This window comes from Rhodococcus phenolicus, from assembly GCF_001646785.1.
GTDB lineage: Bacteria > Actinomycetota > Actinomycetes > Mycobacteriales > Mycobacteriaceae > Rhodococcus > Rhodococcus phenolicus.
The window spans coordinates 22,953-43,260 of sequence record NZ_LRRH01000024.1; the positions used below are offsets into that span (position 1 = coordinate 22,953).

At 70.8% G+C, this 20,308-nt stretch carries 19 protein-coding genes; 7 read left to right on the plus strand and 12 right to left on the minus strand.

Annotated features, from left to right (window positions below; genetic code table 11):
- The first annotated feature begins 76 nt into the window (after positions 1-76).
- Positions 77-865 carry an alpha/beta fold hydrolase gene (locus A8G15_RS08470; protein WP_245687759.1) on the plus strand — a complete coding sequence of 263 codons (789 nt, stop codon included), beginning with the start codon at positions 77-79 and terminating at the stop codon, positions 863-865.
- Complete coding sequence (locus A8G15_RS08475) at positions 866-1,162, plus strand: MGMT family protein (RefSeq protein ID WP_068157865.1); 297 nt, start codon at positions 866-868, stop codon at positions 1,160-1,162.
- Between the two features lie 7 nt (positions 1,163-1,169).
- Here the strand turns inward: A8G15_RS08475 and A8G15_RS08480 are convergent, their stop codons facing one another.
- Both A8G15_RS08480 and A8G15_RS08485 read right to left on the minus strand, forming a co-directional pair.
- Complete coding sequence (locus A8G15_RS08480) at positions 1,170-1,844, minus strand: DedA family protein (protein WP_425415080.1); 675 nt, start codon at positions 1,842-1,844, stop codon at positions 1,170-1,172.
- Between the two features lie 23 nt (positions 1,845-1,867).
- Entirely contained in the window at positions 1,868-2,791 is a 924-nt protein-coding gene (locus A8G15_RS08485; RefSeq protein WP_068157867.1) for a TIGR03564 family F420-dependent LLM class oxidoreductase, read from the minus strand.
- A 154-nt stretch (positions 2,792-2,945) separates the two neighbouring features.
- On the opposite strand from A8G15_RS08485, the gene A8G15_RS08490 reads away from it, so the two are divergent.
- Together A8G15_RS08490 and A8G15_RS08495 are read left to right on the plus strand one after the other, a co-directional pair.
- A complete protein-coding gene (locus A8G15_RS08490) occupies positions 2,946-3,779 on the plus strand; it encodes a TauD/TfdA dioxygenase family protein (RefSeq protein WP_068157868.1) in 834 nt (277 codons plus the stop codon).
- Between the two features lie 68 nt (positions 3,780-3,847).
- Positions 3,848-5,590, plus strand: coding sequence for an NTP transferase domain-containing protein (locus A8G15_RS08495; protein WP_068157982.1), 1,743 nt, complete (start codon positions 3,848-3,850; stop codon positions 5,588-5,590).
- A gap of 35 nt (positions 5,591-5,625) precedes the next feature.
- Here the strand turns inward: A8G15_RS08495 and A8G15_RS08500 are convergent, their stop codons facing one another.
- The 8 genes from A8G15_RS08500 to A8G15_RS08535 form a co-directional block, all read right to left on the minus strand.
- The gene (locus A8G15_RS08500) at positions 5,626-6,315 is read right to left on the minus strand and encodes a sirohydrochlorin chelatase (protein WP_068157869.1); all 690 of its coding nucleotides are present in this window, start codon (positions 6,313-6,315) and stop codon (positions 5,626-5,628) included.
- Complete coding sequence (locus A8G15_RS08505; RefSeq protein ID WP_068157876.1) at positions 6,315-7,451, minus strand: uroporphyrinogen-III synthase; 1,137 nt, start codon at positions 7,449-7,451, stop codon at positions 6,315-6,317. Before A8G15_RS08505 ends, A8G15_RS08500 begins: the two co-directional genes overlap by 1 nt.
- Positions 7,448-7,867: a nitrite reductase small subunit NirD gene (gene nirD, locus A8G15_RS08510; protein ID WP_068157878.1), complete on the minus strand. Its 420-nt coding sequence runs from the start codon at positions 7,865-7,867 to the stop codon at positions 7,448-7,450. Before nirD ends, A8G15_RS08505 begins: the two co-directional genes overlap by 4 nt.
- Before the next feature lie 56 nt (positions 7,868-7,923).
- Positions 7,924-10,437 (minus strand): nitrite reductase large subunit NirB, encoded by a 2,514-nt coding sequence (nirB, locus tag A8G15_RS08515; protein ID WP_068157880.1) that lies wholly within the window; start codon positions 10,435-10,437, stop codon positions 7,924-7,926.
- Positions 10,438-10,486: 49 nt separating this feature from the next.
- Positions 10,487-11,938 (minus strand): nitrate/nitrite transporter, encoded by a 1,452-nt coding sequence (locus A8G15_RS08520; protein WP_068157883.1) that lies wholly within the window; start codon positions 11,936-11,938, stop codon positions 10,487-10,489.
- A gap of 125 nt (positions 11,939-12,063) precedes the next feature.
- A complete protein-coding gene (locus A8G15_RS08525) occupies positions 12,064-12,918 on the minus strand; it encodes a TIGR02569 family protein (protein WP_068157985.1) in 855 nt (284 codons plus the stop codon).
- A 108-nt stretch (positions 12,919-13,026) separates the two neighbouring features.
- The gene (moeZ, locus tag A8G15_RS08530; RefSeq protein WP_082899754.1) at positions 13,027-14,202 is read right to left on the minus strand and encodes an adenylyltransferase/sulfurtransferase MoeZ; all 1,176 of its coding nucleotides are present in this window, start codon (positions 14,200-14,202) and stop codon (positions 13,027-13,029) included.
- Positions 14,203-14,264: 62 nt separating this feature from the next.
- A complete protein-coding gene (locus A8G15_RS08535; RefSeq protein ID WP_068157884.1) occupies positions 14,265-15,281 on the minus strand; it encodes a DUF3152 domain-containing protein in 1,017 nt (338 codons plus the stop codon).
- Between the two features lie 210 nt (positions 15,282-15,491).
- Here A8G15_RS08535 and fasR point away from each other — a divergent pair, with 210 nt between their 5' ends.
- Positions 15,492-16,160, plus strand: a complete 669-nt coding sequence (gene fasR, locus A8G15_RS08540) for an HTH-type transcriptional activator FasR (RefSeq protein WP_068157885.1) — start codon at positions 15,492-15,494, stop codon at positions 16,158-16,160.
- Positions 16,161-16,234: 74 nt separating this feature from the next.
- Here the strand turns inward: fasR and A8G15_RS08545 are convergent, their stop codons facing one another.
- Positions 16,235-16,465, minus strand: a complete 231-nt coding sequence (locus A8G15_RS08545; RefSeq protein WP_068157886.1) for a DUF3107 domain-containing protein — start codon at positions 16,463-16,465, stop codon at positions 16,235-16,237.
- Between the two features lie 43 nt (positions 16,466-16,508).
- On the minus strand, positions 16,509-17,213 hold the full coding sequence (locus tag A8G15_RS08550; RefSeq protein ID WP_068157890.1) for a ferritin-like fold-containing protein: 705 nt from the start codon (positions 17,211-17,213) through the stop codon (positions 16,509-16,511).
- A gap of 203 nt (positions 17,214-17,416) precedes the next feature.
- On the opposite strand from A8G15_RS08550, the gene A8G15_RS08555 reads away from it, so the two are divergent.
- A complete protein-coding gene (locus tag A8G15_RS08555; protein ID WP_068157897.1) occupies positions 17,417-19,051 on the plus strand; it encodes a DEAD/DEAH box helicase in 1,635 nt (544 codons plus the stop codon).
- A gap of 9 nt (positions 19,052-19,060) precedes the next feature.
- Complete coding sequence (locus A8G15_RS08560; RefSeq protein WP_068157898.1) at positions 19,061-20,293, plus strand: Rv3212 family protein; 1,233 nt, start codon at positions 19,061-19,063, stop codon at positions 20,291-20,293.
- The last annotated feature ends 15 nt before the right edge of the window (positions 20,294-20,308 follow it).

The following is a 20,308-nucleotide window of genomic DNA, read 5'->3' on the forward strand; positions in this document are numbered from 1 at the left end:
CATCCCATCAGAGGGGTCCGACAATTCCCGGGGCACCCAGCGGTCGCCCCCCGTAGGGACTGCGATAGTGGTCGGCGTGAACACGCCTCCGCCGCCGCTGCACACCCACCTGTTCGGACCCGTGAACGGTCCGCAGGTCCTGGCCCTGCACGGCCTGACCGGCCACGGCCGCCGGTGGGAACACATTGCGGCCCGGCACCTGCCGGACGCCCGGTTCGTGGCGCCGGACCTGCGCGGGCACGGCCGGTCGCCGTGGACACCGCCGTGGAATTTCGAGACGCACGTGCAGGATCTGCTGGGGGTGCTCGACGCCCACACCACCGAACCGGTGCTCGTCGTCGGGCATTCGTTCGGTGGCGCCCTCGCGGTGCACCTCGCCGCTGCCGCGCCGGACCGGGTCCGCGGGTTGCTGCTGCTGGATCCGGCGATCGGCCTGCCGCCCGACCGCATGCAGGAGATCGCCGACCTGACGGTGCGTCACCCCGACTACACCGATGCGGCCGAGGCCCGCGCCGACAAGGTGCACGGTGCTTGGGGCGAGGTCGCGGAGGAACTCCTCGACGCGGAGCTCGCCGAGCATCTGATCGAGCTCGGGTCGGGGCGGGTGAACTGGCGCCTGTGCGTGCCGGCGCTGGTGACGTCCTGGAGCGAGCTGGCGCGGGACTTCGTGCTGCCGCCCGCGCACATCCCGACCACCGTGGCGCGGGCCGCGAAGGTGCAGCCGCCGTACGTCACCGACGAGTTCCGCGCGGCACTCGCCGGGCGTCTCGGCACGAATCTGACCGAGGTGGAGATGGACTGCGATCACATGATCGACCAGGCCCGTCCCGAGGAGACCGCGGCCCTCATCCGCGGAATGCTGTAGATGGCCGCGACCACCGACGCCCAGATCGAACGCGTCCGCGAACTGGTCGCGTCGATTCCGGCCGGCCGGGTCGCGACCTACGGCGACATCGCCGACGCCGCGGGGCTGTCGAGCCCACGCACCGTCGGGTGGATCATGCGCACCGACAGCGCGGACCTTCCGTGGCACCGGGTGCTGCCGGCGTCCGGGAAACCCGCGGCACACCTCGCGCGGCGGCAACTCGCGCGCCTCGCACTCGAGGGCACCCCGATCCGCGGCGACCGCGTCGACCTCACGGCGGCGCGGCACCGGTTCTGAGTCCCGTTCATTCTTCTGGGGCGCGGTCCGGGGTGCGCCGCCGCCGGATCCGGCGGATCGCGAGGACGACGACCACGACGACGACCGCGACGATCACGATGCGCTGAAATCCCGACGCGTACGGCTCGATACGCGACCAGTTGTTTCCCAGCTGATATCCGGCCAGTACGAACACCGCGTTCCAGATCAGGCTGCCGCAGGTGGTGAGGACCGCGAACCGCCACAACGGCATCCGGGTGACCCCGGCGGGAATCGAGACGAGGCTGCGGAACAGCGGGATCATCCGGCCGAAGAACACCGATTTGCCGCCGTGCCGGTGGAACCAGTCCATCGTCCGGTCGAGATCGGCGACGTCGACGAGGGGCATCCTGTCCACGATCCGCCGGATCCGCTCCTCCCCGACCGCCCGCCCGAGCGCGTACAACCCCAGCGCGCCGGCCAGGGACCCCAGGGTCGTCCAGAACAGGGCCGCCGCCAGCGTGAAGCTGCCGAGTCCGGCCGCGAACCCCGCGAGCGGCAGGATCACTTCGCTGGGCAGCGGCGGGAAGAAGTTCTCCAGCGCGATCGCCAGGCCGGCGCCGAGACCGCCGAGCCGGTCCATCAGTGTCAGTGCCCACCCCGCCAGCCCGTCGGTGGGGACGTTCGATCCCGGCGGCACGGCGGCGATACTGGTGGGGCTCACGGGCTCCACCCTAGGCAGTCCGGTCAGTCCGGTTCCGCGGCCAGTTCGCGCAACAGCTCCCGGGTGCGGCGCAGGGAGGCGCGCGGATCGTCCCCGACGGGGAACGGGGCCGCCCACACGTCGGTGACCCCGGCGGCGACGAGCGATCGCAACTGCGCTCGCACCGATTTCTCGTTCCCCACGACCGCGACGTCGGCCGGTTCGGACGCGCCGCCTTCCTCGAGGACGCGCCGGTAGGTGGGCACCCCGGCGTAGGACGTCGCGGTCGCGGCGCACGCGGCCCGGGCCTGGGCCACGTCGTCGTGGACCGCGACGGGCAGTCCGGCGACGACCCGCGGCGCCGGACGGCCCGCCCGCTGCGCCGCGGCGTGCAGGGCGGGCACGATCCGGGACTCGATCACCGGCGCGGCCGCCATCCACAGGATCGTGCCGTCGGCGTGACTGCCCGCGACCCGCAGCATCCGCGGCGACAGGGCCGCCAGCAGCACCGGTACCGGATGCGTGACCGCGGTCATGCGTCCGGCGCTGCGCGTGCTCCACTCGGTGCCGTGCACGTCCACGTCGTCGCCGCGGAGCAGTGCCGTGACGATGCTCACGTATTCCTCGGTGTTCGTCCCGGGCCGGTCGTAGGACAGGCCGTAGACGTCGCGGACGGAGGTTTCGTGCGAGGGGCCGAGCCCGAGGGTGAATCCCGGCCGTCCCATCGCCTCGGCGACCGCGGCGGCGCGGTTGGCCTGCAGCAGCGGGTGGCACGGGTAGGTCTGCAGCACGGCCGTGCCCAGTTCGATCGAGGACGTGGCACGCCCGGCGACCGCCAGCGCGGCCAGTGGGTCGCCGAGCACCCCGCTGGCGAACCACAACGACGTGAAGCCGTCCGCTTCCGCCTGCTCCGCCTGCCGGACCACCTTGTCGGTCGACGCGGCACCCCCGGTCACTCCGATTCGCATGCGGCTCCTTCCGCTCGTCGGCTGCTCGCGCTCCCCTTCGAGGGATACACGACTTCCCCGTCCAACGGAATTATTACTTTCTCAAACGGATATGTGATATCCAAATATGAGAACGTCATTTCAGAGCCGACACGACGGACCTTCGGAGGCAACCGTGTTCACCAACGCCACGCCGGTCAACCCGGCGATCGGAATCGAGATCACCGGAGTCGCGGGCAACAACCTCGCCGACGCCCGGGCCGCCGACCGATGCCGCGAACTGCTCGACCTGCACGGCGTCGTCGTCTTCCGGAGTGCACACATCGACGACGACTCCCTCGTGGCCCTGAGCCGCCTGCTCGGCGAGGTCGTCGTGGCCCCGATGGGCGGCCAGGAAGAGCACCCCGAGATCTCCGCGATCAGCCTCGACCCGAGCAAGACCGTCCTGGCGACCGCCAACCGCGGAACCTTCCACTGGCACATCGACGGTGCCACCGATGCGATCCCCCAGAAGGGCACGCTGCTCACTGCTCTCGATGTGTCCGACGAGGGCGGCGACACCGAGTTCGCCAACACCTACGCCGCGTACGAGGCCCTCGGCGAGGACGAGAAGGCCGAGCTGAGCGGGCTCCGCGTCGTCCACAGCTTCGCCGCCGCGCAGCTGCTGGCCGAACCCGACCCGACCGACAAGCAGCGCGCCGCGTGGGACCGGGTCCCGGTGCGCGAGCATCCGCTGGTGTGGACGCGCCGCAGCGGCCGCCGGTCCATGCTCCTCGGGGCCACCGCGTCGCACATCGTCGGCCGCCCGTACGAGGAGGGCCGCGAGCTGCTCGACCGGCTCCTCGCCTGGTCGACGCAGCCGCGCTTCGCGCTGCGCCACCACTGGCAGCCCGGCGACCTCGTGCTGTGGGACAACACCGGCATGCTGCACCGCGCGGTCCCGTACTCGCCGACCTCACCGCGCCTGCTGCATCGCACGACACTGGTGGGCGAGGAAGCCGTCGCCTGACCCACACCCCGCGCCGGGGCCCACCCACGGTAGGGCGCGTCCCGGCACGGTACGGCAGCATGGTCGCCATGACCACGCTGAGCGGTTCCGAAGCCGTCGTCGTCGCGGGCGGGAAAGCGACGAGGATGGGGGGCGTCGACAAGCCGACACTGGTCGTGCACGGCCGGCGCATGCTCGACACCGCCCTCGCCGCGGTCACCGCGTGCCGGCGCGTCACCGTCGTCGGGCCGTTCCGCGACGACCTCGATCCCGCGATCGGTCAGGTCCAGGAAACGCCCGCGGGAGCAGGGCCGGTGGCCGCCCTCGCGGCCGCTACCCTCCCCGCCGACGCGCCGGTCCTGACCCTCGCCTCGGACCTGCCGTTCGTCACCGAGGGCACACTCGTCGCGCTGCTCGCCGCGCTGCACGACGATCCGGACGCGGATGCCGCGTTCGCGGTCGACCCGGACGGCCGGCTCCAGTTCCTCCTCGCCGCCTGGCGTGGGGCCGCCCTGACCGCGCGGCTGGGCCGGCTCGCCGGTGCGGTCGCGAACCAGCCGATGAAGGCGCTGCTGCCCGACCGCTACGTGACGGTTCCCGTGCCCGGCACCACCGACTGCGACACCCCGGAAGATCTCCACCGTGCCCGCTCCGCCCATACCGGGGTGGTCGCCTCCGATCCCGCCGATGCCCGCGAGATCATCCGGAAATCGCTGCAGCCGTTGCCTGTTCGCCGCGTTCCGGTTCGCGCGGCGCTCGGCGCGACCCTCGCGGCGCCACTGGTCGCGACAGAGGCCCTGCCGCCCGTCGCGGTGTCCGCGATGGACGGTTACGCCGTGGCGGGGAACGAGCCGTGGACGCTGCGCAGCGAGATCCGCCGCGCCGGATCGGCCAGCGGATTCGCCCTCGCCGATGGTGAGGCCGCACGCATCGCGACCGGGGCGCATCTCCCGCCCGGCGCGACCGCGGTCGTGCGCGACGAACACGTCGACGTCGGCGCGGGCGGGGTGCTCCGCCGCCGCCCCGGCGCACCGGTGCGCGACGATGCCCGCCGCCGCGGAGAGGACTGGCAACCCGGATTCGTTCTCGCACAGGCGGGGACGGCCATCGATCCGACGGTGGTCTCGGCGGCGCTGAGCGGCGAGGTCGCCGCAGTCGAGGCGCGCGGCCCGGTGCGGGTGCACATCGTCGTCAGCGGTGACGAGATCCGGCGCGACGGCCCGTTGCACGAGGGCCAGACCCGCGATTCGCTGGGGCCGGTGCTCGGGCAGTTCGTCCGGGCGTGCGGCGCCGACGCGGTGAGCGAGGCACACCTGCGCGACACCGAGGACGGATTCGATCGACTGCTGCGCGAAGCCACCGATGTGGACGCGATCGTCGTCGTCGGCGCGACCGGGGGCGGTGCCGCCGATCAGCTGCGTGGTGCACTCGCCCGCACCCGAGCGCACATCGCCGTCGAACGGGTGCGGTGCAAGCCGGGCGGCTCCCAGGTCGCCGCGGTGCTACCGGACGGCCGGGCCGTGCTGGGGTTGCCGGGCAATCCGGTGGCGGCGGTCGCGACGCTGCTGGTCGCGCTGCCCGCCGTGATCGACGGTCTGACCGGCCGGACCGCGGGCGTGCCGTGGAGGGTGCCGCTGGCGAACGCCTCGGACGTGGTGGGCGAGGTGACGCGCCTACTGCCCGCTCGGCAGCTGCCCAACGGACAGTGGCTGTGCGACAACACGATCCGAACGTCGCATCTGGCCGGTCTGGTCGGACACCGGGCGATCGCGCTGGTTCCGCCGGCCGCGGCCGACGGGGATCTCGTCGAGATCGTGCCGCTGCCGCGCTGACCGGCAGGTTCCGGCCTCGCTCCCGATCCGGGTGGTCAGCGCGCCGGGATGAGCCGCGCACCCTCGCGGTAGCGCCGGGCGACGAGCCCGACGATCGAGTCGGTGACACCGAGGGGCGCGGAGACGCCGTCCGCACCGGCATCGGCGAGGCGGGCATGGAACAGGCCGTCCGCGAGCAGGTACGAGGCGATGAACACGCGGCGTGCCCCCTGCGCACGCAGCGTGTCGACCACCTTGGGAACGCGCGGTGAGCCGGTCGCGACATACGCGATGCGCACGGTGGTACGCACCAGTGCGGACAGCATGCGGGCGGCGCCGCGCACGTCGCGCAGCGCGCGCGGATCGGACGAACCGGCAGCGGCGAGGACCACCGCGTCGCCGGGACGCCACCCGGCGGCATCGAGCCGCTGTACCAGCACCTGCGCGAGTATCGGGTCGGGTCCGAGGGCGCGGGTCACCGACACCGCGGTGTGCCCGCTCGCCTCGACTTCCTTCGGGACGTCGCTGTGCACGTGGTAACCGGAGGCGAGGAACGCGGGCACCAGCACCGTGGGGCGCGACGAGTCGCGCAGGACCTCCGCGGGGGACGGTCCCAGCACGTCCACGAACGCGACGCGCGTGGGCCCGACCCGATCGGCGACGGCGTCGGCGAGTGCGGCGATCATGTCGACCCCGCGCGGATTGCGGGTGCCGTGGGCGACGAGAAGCAGCTGGGATCGGGACATCAGCGCATATCCTCCGGGTCCACGGCGAGTCGGTAGCCGCGCTTGACGACGGTCTGCACGATCGCGGGCGCGCCGAGCGACGAGCGCAGTCGTGCCACGGCGGTCTCGACCGCATGGGTGTCTCCCCCGCCGCCGGGCAGGGCGGCGAGCAGCTCCTCACGTGCGACGACCCGGCCGGGGCGGGACGCGAGCGTGCGGAGCAGGGCCATTCCTGCGGGGGCGAGGCAGCGCTTCTCCTCGTCGACGATGACGCAGCGTCCACGCATCCCCAGCACGTGCCCGCCGGCTTCGATACGTACCGCTCGGCGGGGCAGTTCTTCGGCGAGGTGCCGCGCGAGGGCGCCGAGCCGAGCCCGCGCGGGCATGGTGACCGGCACGTCGAGAGCGACGAGCGGCGCAGCGGTGACGGGGCCGACGCACACCGCCGTGACCCCGCTCCGCAACGCGCGCAGCATCAGGTCGAGCATCCCGGTCTGTTTGGCCCGCATCAGCATCGACGCGACCGCCGGCGCGCTGGTGAAGCTGACCGCGTCGATCCCGTAGTCGGCGACCTGCTCGATGAGCCGGTCCAGGGCGGTCGGGTCCTCCGGCGGAGTCCACCGATAGACGGGCACGGCGACGACCTCCGCGCCGGCGGCGCGCAGTTCCTCGCACAGGTCGGCGCCGGGTTCCCACTCGGTGCGCTCACCGTGCAGCTGCACCGCGATGCGCAGCCCCTCGACGCCTTCCGCGAGCAGATGCGCGAGCACCTCCGCCGACGATTCCGACGCCGGCGACCATTCCTCGCGCAGTTCGGCCGCGCGGATCGCGCCGGTGACCTTCGGGCCGCGCGCCAGGATGCGGCTTCCGGCGAGCGCACCGGTGAGTTCGTCGGACAGGCCCCAGCCCTCGGCCGCGCCGATCCAACCGCGGAAGCCGATCGCCGTGGTGGCGACCGTGATATCCGGCGGACTGGCGATGACGTCGCGGGTGACGCGTTCGAGTTCGGCGTCGTCGGCGAGCGGAATGATGCGGATCGCCGGGGCGAGCACGACCTCCGCGCCCCGGCGGGTGAGCAACGTCGTGAACTCCTCCGCACGGCGGGACGCGGTCACACCGACGGTGAATCCCCGCAACGGCTCGGTGCCGTCGCTCACGAAAGCTCGCCGGTCTCGCCCGGCGTCCGGTTGCTGTGGATCTGGACCACACCGGCCCAGACCCGCACGTCGTACACCGGCAGCGTCACCTCGGGAGCGTCGAGGCAACGACCGTCGTTGAGGGAGAACACCTGCTTGAGCAGCGGCGATGCGACGGTCGGCTCGCCGGAACGGTCGCCGACGAGTCCCCGCGACATCACCGCGGCGTGCCCGTACGGATCGATGTTGCCGACGGCACGCAACGTGCCGTCGTCGAGCAGGAACAGGGCGACCTGCTCGCCTCCGCGCAGGAGCACCGCGACTCCGCAGCCGGGGACGAGCCGGCTGAGCGGGCATGCCGACGTCCATTCCAGGCGCCCGTCGTACACGCTCTCGCGCGTCGTTCCCCCTGCACCGTGCGTCTCGATGACGGTCATTGGTCCTCCCTCGAAAAGTACTTCCGAAATTCTCCGGGTCCGGTGTTTCCGGCCGGTTACCCGGAGATTCCCGGCCGGTAAGCGGGCATCCCGACCAGGACGGGAACCTTCCGCTTGCCGGAATCGTCGAACTGCACGGTCGGGTCGGTCTCGTCGGGCGCGTTGACGAACGAGACGAACCGCGCGAGCTTCTCCGGGTCCTCGAGCACGCCGGCCCATTCGTCGCGGTAACCCTCGACGTGCTTGGCCATCGACGCCTCGAGTTCGGCGGCGATACCGAGGCTGTCCTCGCACACGACCTCGCGGAGATGGTCGAGACCGCCGTCCATGGCCTCGAGCCACGGCGCGGTGCGTTGCAGACGGTCCGCGGTACGGATGTAGAACATCAGGAACCGGTCGATGTACCGCACGAGTGTGTCGTCGTCGAGGCCGCCGGCGAGCAGCTGCGCGTGCTTGGGCGACTGGCCTCCGTTGCCGCACACGTACAGGTTCCAGCCGCTTTCGGTGGCGATGACGCCGACGTCCTTGCCCCGGGCCTCCGCGCATTCGCGGGCGCAGCCGGAGACACCGAACTTGAGCTTGTGCGGCGAGCGCAGGCCGCGGTAGCGCATCTCCAGGTCCACCGCCATGCCCACGGAGTCCTGCACGCCGTACCGGCACCAGGTGGAACCGACACAGCTCTTCACGGTCCGCAGCGACTTGCCGTAGGCCTGACCGGATTCCATACCGGCGTCGACCAGCCGTTTCCAGATCAGCGGCAGCTGCTCGACGCGCGCACCGAACATGTCGATCCGCTGCCCGCCGGTCATCTTCACGTACAGGCCGAAATCCCGGGCCACCTCACCGATCACGATGAGCTGCTCGGGGGTGCATTCACCGCCGGGCATCCGCGGCACCACCGAATACGTGCCGTTCTTCTGGATGTTCGCCAGGAAATGGTCGTTGGTGTCCTGCAGGCCGGCCTGCTGGCGGTGCAGGATGTGGTCCGAATCGGTGGAGGCGAGGATCGAGGCGACCACCGGCTTGCAGATGTCACAACCCGATCCTCTGCCGTACTTCGAGATCAACGCGGAGAAGGTGCGGGTGCCGGTGGCCTGGACGATCTCGAACAGCTCGGCCCGGGACTGCTCGAAGTGCTCGCACAGCGCCTTGCTGAGCACCACGCCGGAGGACGCGAGCAGCTGCTTGACGGTCGGGAGGCAGCCACCACAGGTGGTGCCGGCGTTCGTGCACGCCTTGACCTGGGCGATGTCGCACGCGCCCTCGGCGATCGCACCGCAGATCGTGCCCTTGGTGACGCCGTTGCACGAGCACACCTCGGCGTCGTCGGGAAGCGACCCCGCGCCGGGCTTCTCACCGGCCGGGGAGATCAGCGCCGCCGGGTCGCCGGGCAGTTCACGCCCGACGAGCGGACGCAGCGACCCGTACGCGGAGGCATCGCCGACGAGGATGCCGCCGAGCAGGGTCTTCGCGTCGTCGGAGACCACGAGCTTGGCGTAGGTACCCTTCGCCGCATCGGACAGCACCACCTCGAGCGCGCCGGGGCTCGTCGCGTGGGCGTCGCCGAAGCTGGCGACGTCGACCCCGAGCAGCTTGAGCTTGGTGGACAGGTCGGCGCCGGGGAACTCGGCCTCGCCCTCGAGCAGGCGGTCCGCGACGACCTCGGCGGTGCTGTAACCGGGAGCGACCAGTCCGTAGCAGGTGCCTTCGACGGCCGCGCACTCACCGACCGCGTACACCGCTTCGTCGGTGACGCTGCGGCATCCCAGGTCGGTGAGGACCCCGCCGCGCGCGCCGACCTCGAGGCCGGTGTCGCGGGCGAGCCGGTCCTGCGGGCGCACACCGGCCGAGAACACCAGCACCGCGGCGTCGATGACCGATCCGTCGGACAGTTCGACCTGCAACCCGGCGGGACCCTCGGTGATCGCGGAGGTACCGACTCCGGTGTGCACGGTCAGGCCGAGGTCGGTGACGAGGCGCGCCAGCACGTTTCCGCCGCCCTCGTCGACCTGCAGCGGCATGAGCCGGGGCGCGAACTCGACGACATGGGGGGTCATGCCCATGAGCTTGAGGGCATTGGCGGCTTCGAGGCCGAGCAGGCCACCACCGACCACGACACCGACGGCGCCGGGCCCGGCGGCCTCGGCGGCGGCACGGATGCCGTCGAGGTCGTCGAGGGTGCGGTAGACGAATGTGCCGGGCAGATCCTTGCCGGGAATCGGGGGAACGAACGGGTACGAGCCGGTGGCGAGGACCAGCGCGTCGTAGCCGATCGTCTCGCCGCCGTCGGTGGTGACCGTGCGCGCGGCGCGGTCGACCGCGGCGGCGCGCGTCCCGAGCTTCAGGTCGACGAGGGGGTCGCCGTCGTAGGTGTTGCCGGCGAGCGCGAGTTCCTTCGCATTCCACGAGCCGACGTACGAGGACAACCCGACGCGGTCGTAGGCGGGTTGCGTCTCCTCGCTCAGTACCGTCACCGACCAGGTGTCGTGCTCGTCGCGGGCACGCAGTGCTTCGACGAAGCGGTGCCCGACCATACCGTGTCCGACGACGACAACGTTCTTGCGGCTCATGGGATTTCGCTTTCTCTCGTGCAGGGTGGAACGGTGCCGGGTTACGGCGTCAGACGACGGGGACGGTCGGACGGTCCGGTTCGGCGGTCTCGGTGACGGTCGCCGTGCGGGGGGTGCGCAGGAACACCAGCCAGGTGACGGCGATGCAGATCAGGTAGAAGGCGCCGAACACCCAGAAGGCCATGGTCGCGGACTTCGCCGCGCCGGCGTAGGAGGCGCGGAGCACCAGGTTGATGCCGACACCGCCGAGTCCGCCGATGGCGCCGGCGAAACCGATAAGAGCGCCGGACATGGTGCGCGACCACGCGGCCCTGGCGGCCCGGTCCAGGCCCTCGAGACCCTGTGCCTTCGCTTCGAAGATCGACGGGATCATCTTGTACACCGAGCCGTTGCCGAGACCGGACAGCAGGAACAGGGCGATGAACCCGAGGACGTACGCGACCATGATGCCGCCGCTGGGCGCACCGGCCGTGGCGTCGTCGAGGACACCGGCGACGATGAGGACACCCGCGGCCATGGTCATCGCGGCGAAGGTGAACATCGTGATGCGGCCGCCGCCGATGCGGTCGGCGAGCTTGCCACCGAACGGGCGGGAGATCGAGCCGAGCAGCGGGCCGATGAACGCGATCTGCGCGGCGTGCAGCGCGGCCTGCGCGGCCGTGTCGCCGCCGGCGAGGAAGTTGATCTGCAGTACCTGGCCGAACGCGAAGCTGAAGCCGATGAACGAACCGAACGTGCCGATGTACAGGAAGGACACGACCCACGAGTCGCGGAACTTCAGGGCCGCGCCCATCGCCCGCAGATCCGCCTTCTGGCCGCCGAGGTTGTCCATGAACAACGCCGCACCGACCGCCGCGACACCGCACAGCACGAGGTAGACGGCACACACGATCCACGGTTCGGTGTTGCCGACGGTGGCGATGACGAACAGGCCGACGAGCTGGATGACCGGTACCCCGATGTTGCCGCCGCCGGCGTTGAGTCCCAGCGCCCAGCCCTTAAGCCGCTGCGGGTAGAACGCGTTGATGTTCGTCATCGAGGAGGCGAAGTTGCCGCCGCCGACACCGGCGATCGCGGCGACCAGCAGGAACGTGGTGTACGAGTATCCGGGGTTGAGCATCAGGTAGAGCGTCGCCACCAGCGGCACCAGCAGCACCAGCGCGCTGAAGATCGTCCAGTTGCGGCCGCCGAACCGCGCGGTGGCGACGGTGTACGGAATGCGCAGGATCGAGCCGACGAGAGTCGGCACCGCGACGAGGAAGAACTTGCCCGCAGCGTCGATGCCGTAGACGTCGGTGGGCATGAACAGGACCATCACCGACCAGATGGACCACACCGAGAATCCGACGTGCTCGGCGACGACCGACCAGATCAGGTTCCGCTTCGCGATGTCCTTGTTGCCGGACTCCCAGGCCTCGACGTCCTCGGCGTCCCAGCGCTCGATGTTGTGCTTGCGCGCGAATTTCGCTCGCAGCGTTTCCTTTTCGACTGCCACAGCCACCCCGGCCACCCCTTTCGGATTCGTGTGGAACCCAAGGTAGGAAGTGGGTGTTGCCGCGGTGCTGCCCGCGGTGACCTCCGCGTCAAGAGTTTCTCACGCACGCGGGGGCCGCCCTGTGAGGGCGATCAGAGGAGCAGCCGAACCAGATCCGACGTGTGCGCGAGGCCCGGAAACGCCTCCTCGGTCGAGCGGGGGTGCAGCGCATGCACGGCGAGGCGGAACATCACCGCACGCAACAGCATCTGCGGCCACTCGGGCAGATCGTCCCAGCGGGCGATCAGCGCGTCGTCGGCGCCGCCCCACGACAACGCGTCGACGACGGCGACGGCCGCGGCCCATGTCGCGGGCCGCCAGTAGGGGGTGATGTCGGTCAGCCCGGGCGCGGCGCGGCCGGCGAACAGGACGGTCCCGAACAGGTCGCCGTGCACCAGCTGGTCCGGCAGGTGCACCGGTTTGCGGAAGGTCGCGAGCTGATTGATGAGGTCGAGGCTCTTGCGTCCGTCCGGCGTCGTGGTCTCCGGCGCTCCGGCCGCGCGCGCCGAACGCATCGGCACGGTCTCCCACGCGGCACGGTCGGCGGCGACGAACACGTCGACGTCGGCCCACGGCGCGACCGGCGGTTGCATGAGGAACCGCGGACGCTCGAGCTGCGCGGTCGCGGTGTGCAGGCGCAGCGACAGCGACACCACCTCGTCGTGGCGCGGCTCGGACGTGCCGACGATGTAGGTGTCGGCACGCCACCCGGACACGACGTACCGGCCGTCGGTGGACCGGACCGGACGGGCCAGGCGCAGCCCGTCCACGCTGAGTGTCTCGCGCACCTTCGCCGACCACGCCGCCCGGGCGTGATCGGCCACCGGTGAGAGCACCACGTCTCCACATCGCCAGCCGCCGTCCCAGTCCGAGCCGAGCGGTACCGGTTCGACGTCGCGAAGGCCGAACGTGGAGCACACGTGCTGCGGGGGTTCGAGTGAGCTCACGACGCTCACGGTACCGTCGTGCGGCGTGCGATCCGGGAAGGCACTCCGTTGTCGGTGGTCACAGAATCCGGTGGACGCCGAGCACCACGGGCACGGTCGGCGGCGGCGTCAGTACAACGGCAGCGACGGATCGACCTGCTGCGCCCACGCGACGACACCGCCCTGCAGGTGGGTCGCGTCCGCGAATCCGGCCCGTTTGAGCGCGGCGAGCACCTCCGCGGACCGGATACCGGTCTTGCAGTACGCGACGATCGGAACGTGCTGCGGCAGCTCCGCGAGCGCGGCGCCGGACAGGATGCGGTCCTTGGGAATCAGCCGGGCACCGTCGATGTGCACGATGTCCCATTCGACGGGTTCGCGGACGTCGACGAGGGCGAGTTCGCGGCCGGAGTCGAGCATGGTGCGCAATTCGGTTGCGGTGATTGTGGATTCGGCGGCAGCGATCATGCCCTCGTCGGACACCACGCCGCAGAACTCGTCGTAGTCGACGAGGTCGGTGACCGGGACGCGGCACGGATCGCGGCGCAGGGTGACGGTCCGGAACGTCATCGAGAGCGCGTCGTAGATCATCAGCCGGCCCAGCAGCGTGTCGCCGATGCCGGTGATGAGCTTGATCGCCTCGGTCGCCATGATGCAGCCGACCGTGCCGGGCAGAACCCCGAGGACTCCGCCCTCGGCGCAGGACGGCACCATGCCGGGGGGAGGCGCCTCCGGATACAGGTCGCGGTAGTTCAGCCCCACTCCGCCGGGGGCGTCCTCCCAGAACACCGACACCTGACCTTCGAATCGGAAGATCGATCCCCACACGTAGGGCTTGCCGGCGAGGATCGCGGCGTCGTTGACGAGATAGCGGGTCGCGAAGTTGTCGGTGCCGTCGACGACGAGGTCGTACTCGCGGAACAGGTCGACGGCGTTGGTGGTGTCGAGGCGCACCGGATGCAGGCGCACGTCGACGGTGTCGTTGATGCCGACGATGGTCTCGCGGGCGCTCTCCCCCTTCGACCGGCCGACGTCGGCCTGGCCGTGGATGATCTGGCGCTGCAGATTGGAGCTGTCGACCTCGTCGAACTCGACGATGCCGATCGTGCCGACACCGGCGGCGGCGAGGTAGAGCAGAGCCGGGGAGCCGAGGCCGCCCGCGCCGATGAACAGCACCTTCGCGTTCCGGAGTCGTTTCTGCCCGGTGACCCCCACGTCCGGGATGATCAGATGCCGGCTGTACCGGGCCACGTCCTCCCGGGTCAGCTCGGCGACGGGTTCCACCAGCGGTGGCAATGCGGTCACGACAGGCTCCTCGGCGCGCTCGACGGTACGACGCCATTGTCACATCAGGCGCCCGCCCCGGATCACCCGCGCGGGAACGGCCACGGATTGAATCGGCAGATCAGCCCGTCGGCGGGTACGGCTCCCCCGGGATCGACGCGCGCGATGTCGTCGTTGGCGATCCCGAACGTCTGCTGCATCATGATCGGCGCGAGACCGCCCTGGCTCCGGCACGGCTCGTGCGCGGCGAAACCGATGGCGTGGCCGACCTCGTGGTTGATCTGATACTGCCGGTACGAGCCGATGTCGCCCTGGAAGGCGACGGCTCCGCGCACCCACCGGGCCTCGTTGAGCAGCACTCGGTCGATCCCCGGGTTGTAACAGGACCCCTCGAGCGGGATGTCGAAACCGCAGTACTGCCGGATGCTCATCTGCGAGGTGAGGGAGATCCGGAAATCGGGTTCGCCGCCGTCGACACGCCGGAACGCGAAGTCGGGGCTGTTCGTCCAGCTCTTCGGGTTGGCCAGGGTCTCGTCGACCATCCGGCCGAACGCCGCTTCACCGCCGTATCCGGTCGCGTCCACCCCGTCCTCGACCTCGACGGTGTAGGTGAACACCTTCTTCGTGCCGGCGCCGACCTGTCCGGTGCTGCCGGGCACCGTGTGCCAGGTCCCGGCGCCGGACACCGTGAACGGCCCGCCCTCGGGAAGATCACCCGGGCCGGTGCCGGCCGGGAACAATCCGTCCGGATTCGGGACCTCGGCCGCGAGCGCATCGTCCGCGGCGACGGGATCGCCGGATTGCGCCGGCGCCGGACGCAGGGCATCCCACCCGACGAAGACGGTGACGGCGACGAGGACCGGGATGGCGTACGCCCGCCACCCGTAGGTCGCGACGAAGCGGCCCACCCGCGACTGCTTGCGCACGTCGCGCTCGGGACGCGGGCGCCGGGGCACCCGGTCCTCTCCTCCGACGGGGTCCCACTGTGCGCGCAACGGCTGGTGTGACGCCCGGTGCGGCGATTCTCCGGATGCCCGGTGCGGTGTCCGGGGTGTGCCGGCTGCAGTGCCTGCCCCTCGCGCTCCTCCTCGGTCGGTCACGGATGTCAGAATGTCACATCGCGCAAAATCGTCGGCCGAGTCGCTCCGGTGATCCTTCCTTCCGCGGCCGACGCGGGGATACTCGTCGGTAGGGCGGTACACACCCGCGAGGTGCTCTGCCTGTAACCTGCAAGGACGATCGACGTCGACAGTGGTGTCCGTCACCACGGGCTCGTCACTGCCGGCGACTTGTGCAGATTTGGGAGCGACATGACCGAACTCGCCGACCGCACGTCCGGCCGGGGCAACAGCTCAGGTAACGGAGCCAAGCGGGGCGCACGTATGCCCCGCGACGAACGTCGGGCCCAGCTCCTCGCCGCCGCGAGCGAGGTCTTCGTCACCCGCGGCTACCATGCCGCGGGAATGGACGAGATCGCGGAGTGCGCCGGCGTCAGCAAGCCGGTCCTCTACCAGCACTTCCCCGGCAAGCTCGAGTTGTACTGCGCGGTGCTGCAGAGCTACGTCGACATCCTCATCGCCAGTGTCCGTCAGGCGCTGCGTTCGACCACCGACAACCGTCAGCGTGTGCGCGCCGCGGTCCAGGCGTACTTCGATTTCGTCGACAACGACTCGCAGGGTTTCCGCCTCGTGTTCGAATCCGACCTGATGGGTGAGCCGCAGGTGTCGCAGCGGGTCGAGCAGGCCACCGAGGCATGCGTGGATGCGGTGTTCGACCTGGTCAGCCACGATTCGGGTCTCGATCCCTATCGGGCGCGCATCCTGGCGGTCGGGCTCGTGGGCACCAGCCAGTTCACCGCGCGGTACTGGCTCGAGGCGGCCCGGCCGATCCCGAAAGAGGACGCGGTGGACACGACGGTGGCCCTGGCCTGGGGCGGGCTCAAGCACGTTCCGCTGCAGCCCGAACTGCGACTGCAGTGACCACACCCCGGCGGTGACCGGAACACGAAACAGGGCCGGGGCGATCGCCCCGGCCCTTTCTCGTCACGACCCGATCAGCCGGCCGCGAACCCGACCTTGCGGATGTCGGCGGGGCCGATCTCCACGTACGTGATGCGCGATGCCTGGACGAGGAGCTTGCGGCCCTTCTCGTCGACGAGAGCGAGCACACCGTCCGTGCCGCCGGCCAGGGCGGTCGTCACCAGCGTCTCGACTTCGTCGGGCGTCTGGTCGCTCACCACGGTGAGTTCGCGCGGGCTGTCCGCGACACCGATCTTGACCTCCACGGTGGACCTCCGAAATCTCAGGGCTACAGCTGTCTCCGTCAGGTTAGTGCAGTCCGAGCACTGCCATCCGTTTGGCGTGCTCGACCTGCATACGGTCGAACAGCGCGGCGATGTTCGTCAGGTCGCCGGTCGCGGTGATGACCAGGTCGGCGAGGTCCTCCTGCTGCGCCATCACGTACTGGGCCTGGGTGATCGCCTCCCCGAGCAGTCTGCGTCCCCACAGCATCAGCCGGTCCTTCTCGAGGCTGCTCTTCTCGACCGCGGCGCGCACCTCGTGGACCACGAAGTCCGAGTGCCCGGTCTCGGCGAGAACCTCGCGGACGACGGACGCGACCTCCGGCGCGAGGGTGCCGGCGATCTCGCAGTAGAAGTCGGCGGCGATGCCGTCGCCCACATGCGCCTTGACCAGTGATTCGAGCCACGTCGAGGGGGTGGTGCACGCGTGGTAGGCGTCGAGGGAGCGGCGGAACGGTTCCATCGCCGTGTAGATCTCGACGCCGCGAGCCTCGAGCGCCTCGTGCAGCGTTTCGAAGTGACTCATCTCGGCGGCGGCCATGCTGGCCAGCGCGACGCGACCACGCAGCGTGGGCGACAGTTTCGCGTCCTCGGCGAGGCGGTAGAAGGCGGAGATCTCACCGTAGGCGAGAACCGCGAACAGCTCCGCGACACCCGGATGATCGGCCGGAACCGGCGCCTGCGCGAGGGTCGGTTCGGATGCTGCTGCGGACGGCGACGTTTCGGCTCCCATGACGACAAAGCGTAGTACCGCAGGGGCATGTTCGCCGGAGCCGGTACAATGGGCCTGGAAGACTGCGCTTCGAGCTGTCGAACACGGCCCGCAGTCCTCACCGATGATGTGCGCGCACCCGACGCCGATCGCGCTCGCGCCTCGCCGAGCTCACCGAGATGCTCGCGCTGAGGCGCTGATCCGGTCGCCTTTCCACCTCGTGCGTGCGTGCCGAGACCAGGAAGGCCAGACCCCTGAGCAAGATCACTGTCGACCACGAAGACGACGCCACCGAGAGCACCGTTTCCGCACAACTCGATTCCACCCACGTCGCTCCCACCTTCGGCGAGCTGGGTGTGCGTGACGAAATCGTCCGCGCCCTCGCCGAGCACGGCATCGAGCGCACCTTCGCCATCCAGGAGCTCACGCTCCCGCTGGCCCTCGCCGGCGACGACCTCATCGGTCAGGCCCGCACCGGCATGGGCAAGACCTTCGGTTTCGGCGTGCCCCTGCTGCACCGCGTCACCACCGAGGGATCCGGGACCACCGCCCTCGACGGCACCCCGCGCGCCCTGGTCATCGTCCCGACCCGGGAGCTGTGCATCCAGGTCACCGGCGACCTGGAGAACGCGTCGAAGTACCTGCCCGGCAGCGGCAAGAAGGGCCTCGAGGTCCTCGCCATCTACGGCGGCCGCCCGTACGAGCAGCAGATCGAGCAGCTGCAGAAGGGCGTCGACGTCGTCGTCGGCACCCCCGGCCGCCTGCTCGACCTCGCGAACCAGGGTCATCTGATCCTCGGCAAGATCGGCGTGCTCGTCATGGACGAGGCCGACGAGATGCTCGATCTCGGTTTCCTCCCCGACATCGAACGCATCCTGAACATGGTTCCCGACCGGCGTCAGACGATGCTGTTCTCGGCCACCATGCCGGGACCGATCATCACTCTCGCCCGCACGTTCCTGACGCAGCCGACCCACATCCGGGCCGAGGAGCCCGAGTCGTCGGCTGTGCACGAACGCACCAACCAGCTCGTGTACCGGGCCCACGCGCTCGACAAGGCCGAACTCGTCGCCCGTGTGCTGCAGGCCGAGGGCCGCGGCGCGACCATGATCTTCACCCGCACCAAGCGCACCGCCCAGAAGGTGGCCGACGACCTCGTCGAACGCGGATTCGCGTGCGGTGCCGTCCATGGCGACCTCGGGCAGATCGCCCGTGAGAAGGCCCTCGACAAGTTCCGCAACGGCAAGATCGACGTGCTCGTCGCCACCGACGTCGCCGCCCGCGGTATCGACATCGACGACGTCACCCACGTCATCAACTACCAGTGCCCCGAGGACGAGAAGACCTACGTCCACCGCATCGGCCGCACCGGTCGCGCCGGACGCACGGGTACCGCGATCACGCTCGTCGACTGGGACGACGTGCCGCGCTGGGAGCTCATCGACAAGGCCCTGGACCTCGGGATGTCGGAGCCGGTCGAGACGTACTCGAGCTCGCCGCACCTGTTCGAGGATCTGAACATCCCCGAGGGCGCGACCGGCACGGTGCGCAAGGCCCGTCCCGAAGCCACCGGCGAGGCAGCCGACGGCGAAGCGCGCCGCGAGCGCCCGAAGCGCACCAGCACCCGGGTGCGCCGCCGCACCCGCGGCGGCAAGTCCGTCACGGGTGACACCGGCGCCCCCGACACGGCGGCGCAGGACGCGTCCGCCGGCAGCGACGCTGCGGCCCCGGCCGAGAAGACCGCTGCGGACGGGGACGCCCCTGCCCGCCGCCGTCGCCGGCGGCGTCGTGGAGGTTCATCCTCGAACGCCACCGCAGCAGCCACGCAGGACACGGTCTCGGCCTCGGCCGCCCAGTAGCGCGGCCACGTGCTCGCTCCCGAGCGCCGCACGCGCACCGACCTGATCGTCGCAGCCGCACTCGCCGTCGCCGTCGTGGTGGCGGCGAGTGTGATCTGGCTGCGATCCGACGCGCGAGGCACGACATCGATCACGTGGGACGGACCCGTCGCCGTCCCGGCCGCGGCAACCGCGGTTCCGGCCACCCTCACCGAGGCGTGGCGCGCCGGCAGTGGCGCCACCGCGCGACCGCTCGCGGTGGCCGGCACGGTTGCGACCGCCGACGGCGGCACCGTCGTCGGTCGTGATCCGGGCACCGGCGCAGAGCACTGGCGCTATCAGCGGGACATGCCGTTGTGCGCGGCGACCTCCGCGTGGCAGACGGTCGTCGCCGTCTACCGGGACCGGCGCGGATGCAGCCAGGTCACGCAGTTGACCGCGGCGAGCGGAACGCGGGGGGCCCAGCGGGCCAGCGACGCAGACGACGCGATCATGCTCGTCGACGCCGGCACCCACCTGATCTCCGCGGGCGACACCCGCCTCGAACTGTGGCGATCCGATCTGGTCCGCACCGTCGAGTACGGGCGCGTCGACGCAGCGGTGAACCCGAACGCGCAGCCGCGCAGCGGATGCACACTGCTGTCCGCCGGGGCGAGCGCAACCCGGCTCGCCGTCGTCGAACGCTGCCCGGGCGAGCCCGCCGACCGGCTGACACTGCTCGAGCCCGTGCCCGACGACAATCAGGAGCCCGAGGAGTTCGCGTCCTCTGTACTGCCCGAGTCGACGGCCGGAACGCCCGGCTCCGACACGGCGGGAACGCGCGTCGTCGCGGTCGCGGGCGACCGCACCGCCCTGTACCTGCCGCCCGGAGACGGTGCCGGCCCGCGCATCCAGGTGTTCGGGGGCGCGGGTCAGGCGGTCGGCGAGTACCCGCTCCCCCATCCGGCCACCGACGCCGCGACAATCCCCGCGACGACCAGGGACGGCATCCTCACGTGGTGGACCGGTGAGGACACCGTCGGACTCGGACCGTCGGATCTGGCGCCGCGCTGGACGGTGCCCGACACCATCGGTTCCGGCGATTCGATGGCCGGCGCGCTGCTGCTTCCGGTCGACGACGCGCTCGCGGTCGTGGACCCGGTGTCCGGTGCAGTGCAGCGCCGCATTTCCGTCGACCGGGACACGGCCGGTCCCGTGGCCGTGACCGTCGCCGGCGAGATCGTTCTCGAGCAGCGCGGCGACGAGGTCGTCGCGCTGCACTGAGTCACGAGCGGGCGG

Coding starts and splice junctions, on each gene's coding strand:
- A8G15_RS08550 (WP_068157890.1), bottom strand. CDS start 17,213: ATGGGAGCCGAAACGTCGCCGTCCGCAGCAGCATCCGAACCGACCCTC.
- A8G15_RS08500 (WP_068157869.1), bottom strand. CDS start 6,315: ATGTCCCGATCCCAGCTGCTTCTCGTCGCCCACGGCACCCGCAATCCG.
- nirD (WP_068157878.1), bottom strand. CDS start 7,867: ATGACCGTCATCGAGACGCACGGTGCAGGGGGAACGACGCGCGAGAGC.
- nirB (WP_068157880.1), bottom strand. CDS start 10,437: ATGAGCCGCAAGAACGTTGTCGTCGTCGGACACGGTATGGTCGGGCAC.
- fasR (WP_068157885.1), top strand. CDS start 15,492: ATGACCGAACTCGCCGACCGCACGTCCGGCCGGGGCAACAGCTCAGGT.
- A8G15_RS08495 (WP_068157982.1), top strand. CDS start 3,848: ATGACCACGCTGAGCGGTTCCGAAGCCGTCGTCGTCGCGGGCGGGAAA.
- A8G15_RS08485 (WP_068157867.1), bottom strand. CDS start 2,791: ATGCGAATCGGAGTGACCGGGGGTGCCGCGTCGACCGACAAGGTGGTC.
- A8G15_RS08475 (WP_068157865.1), top strand. CDS start 866: ATGGCCGCGACCACCGACGCCCAGATCGAACGCGTCCGCGAACTGGTC.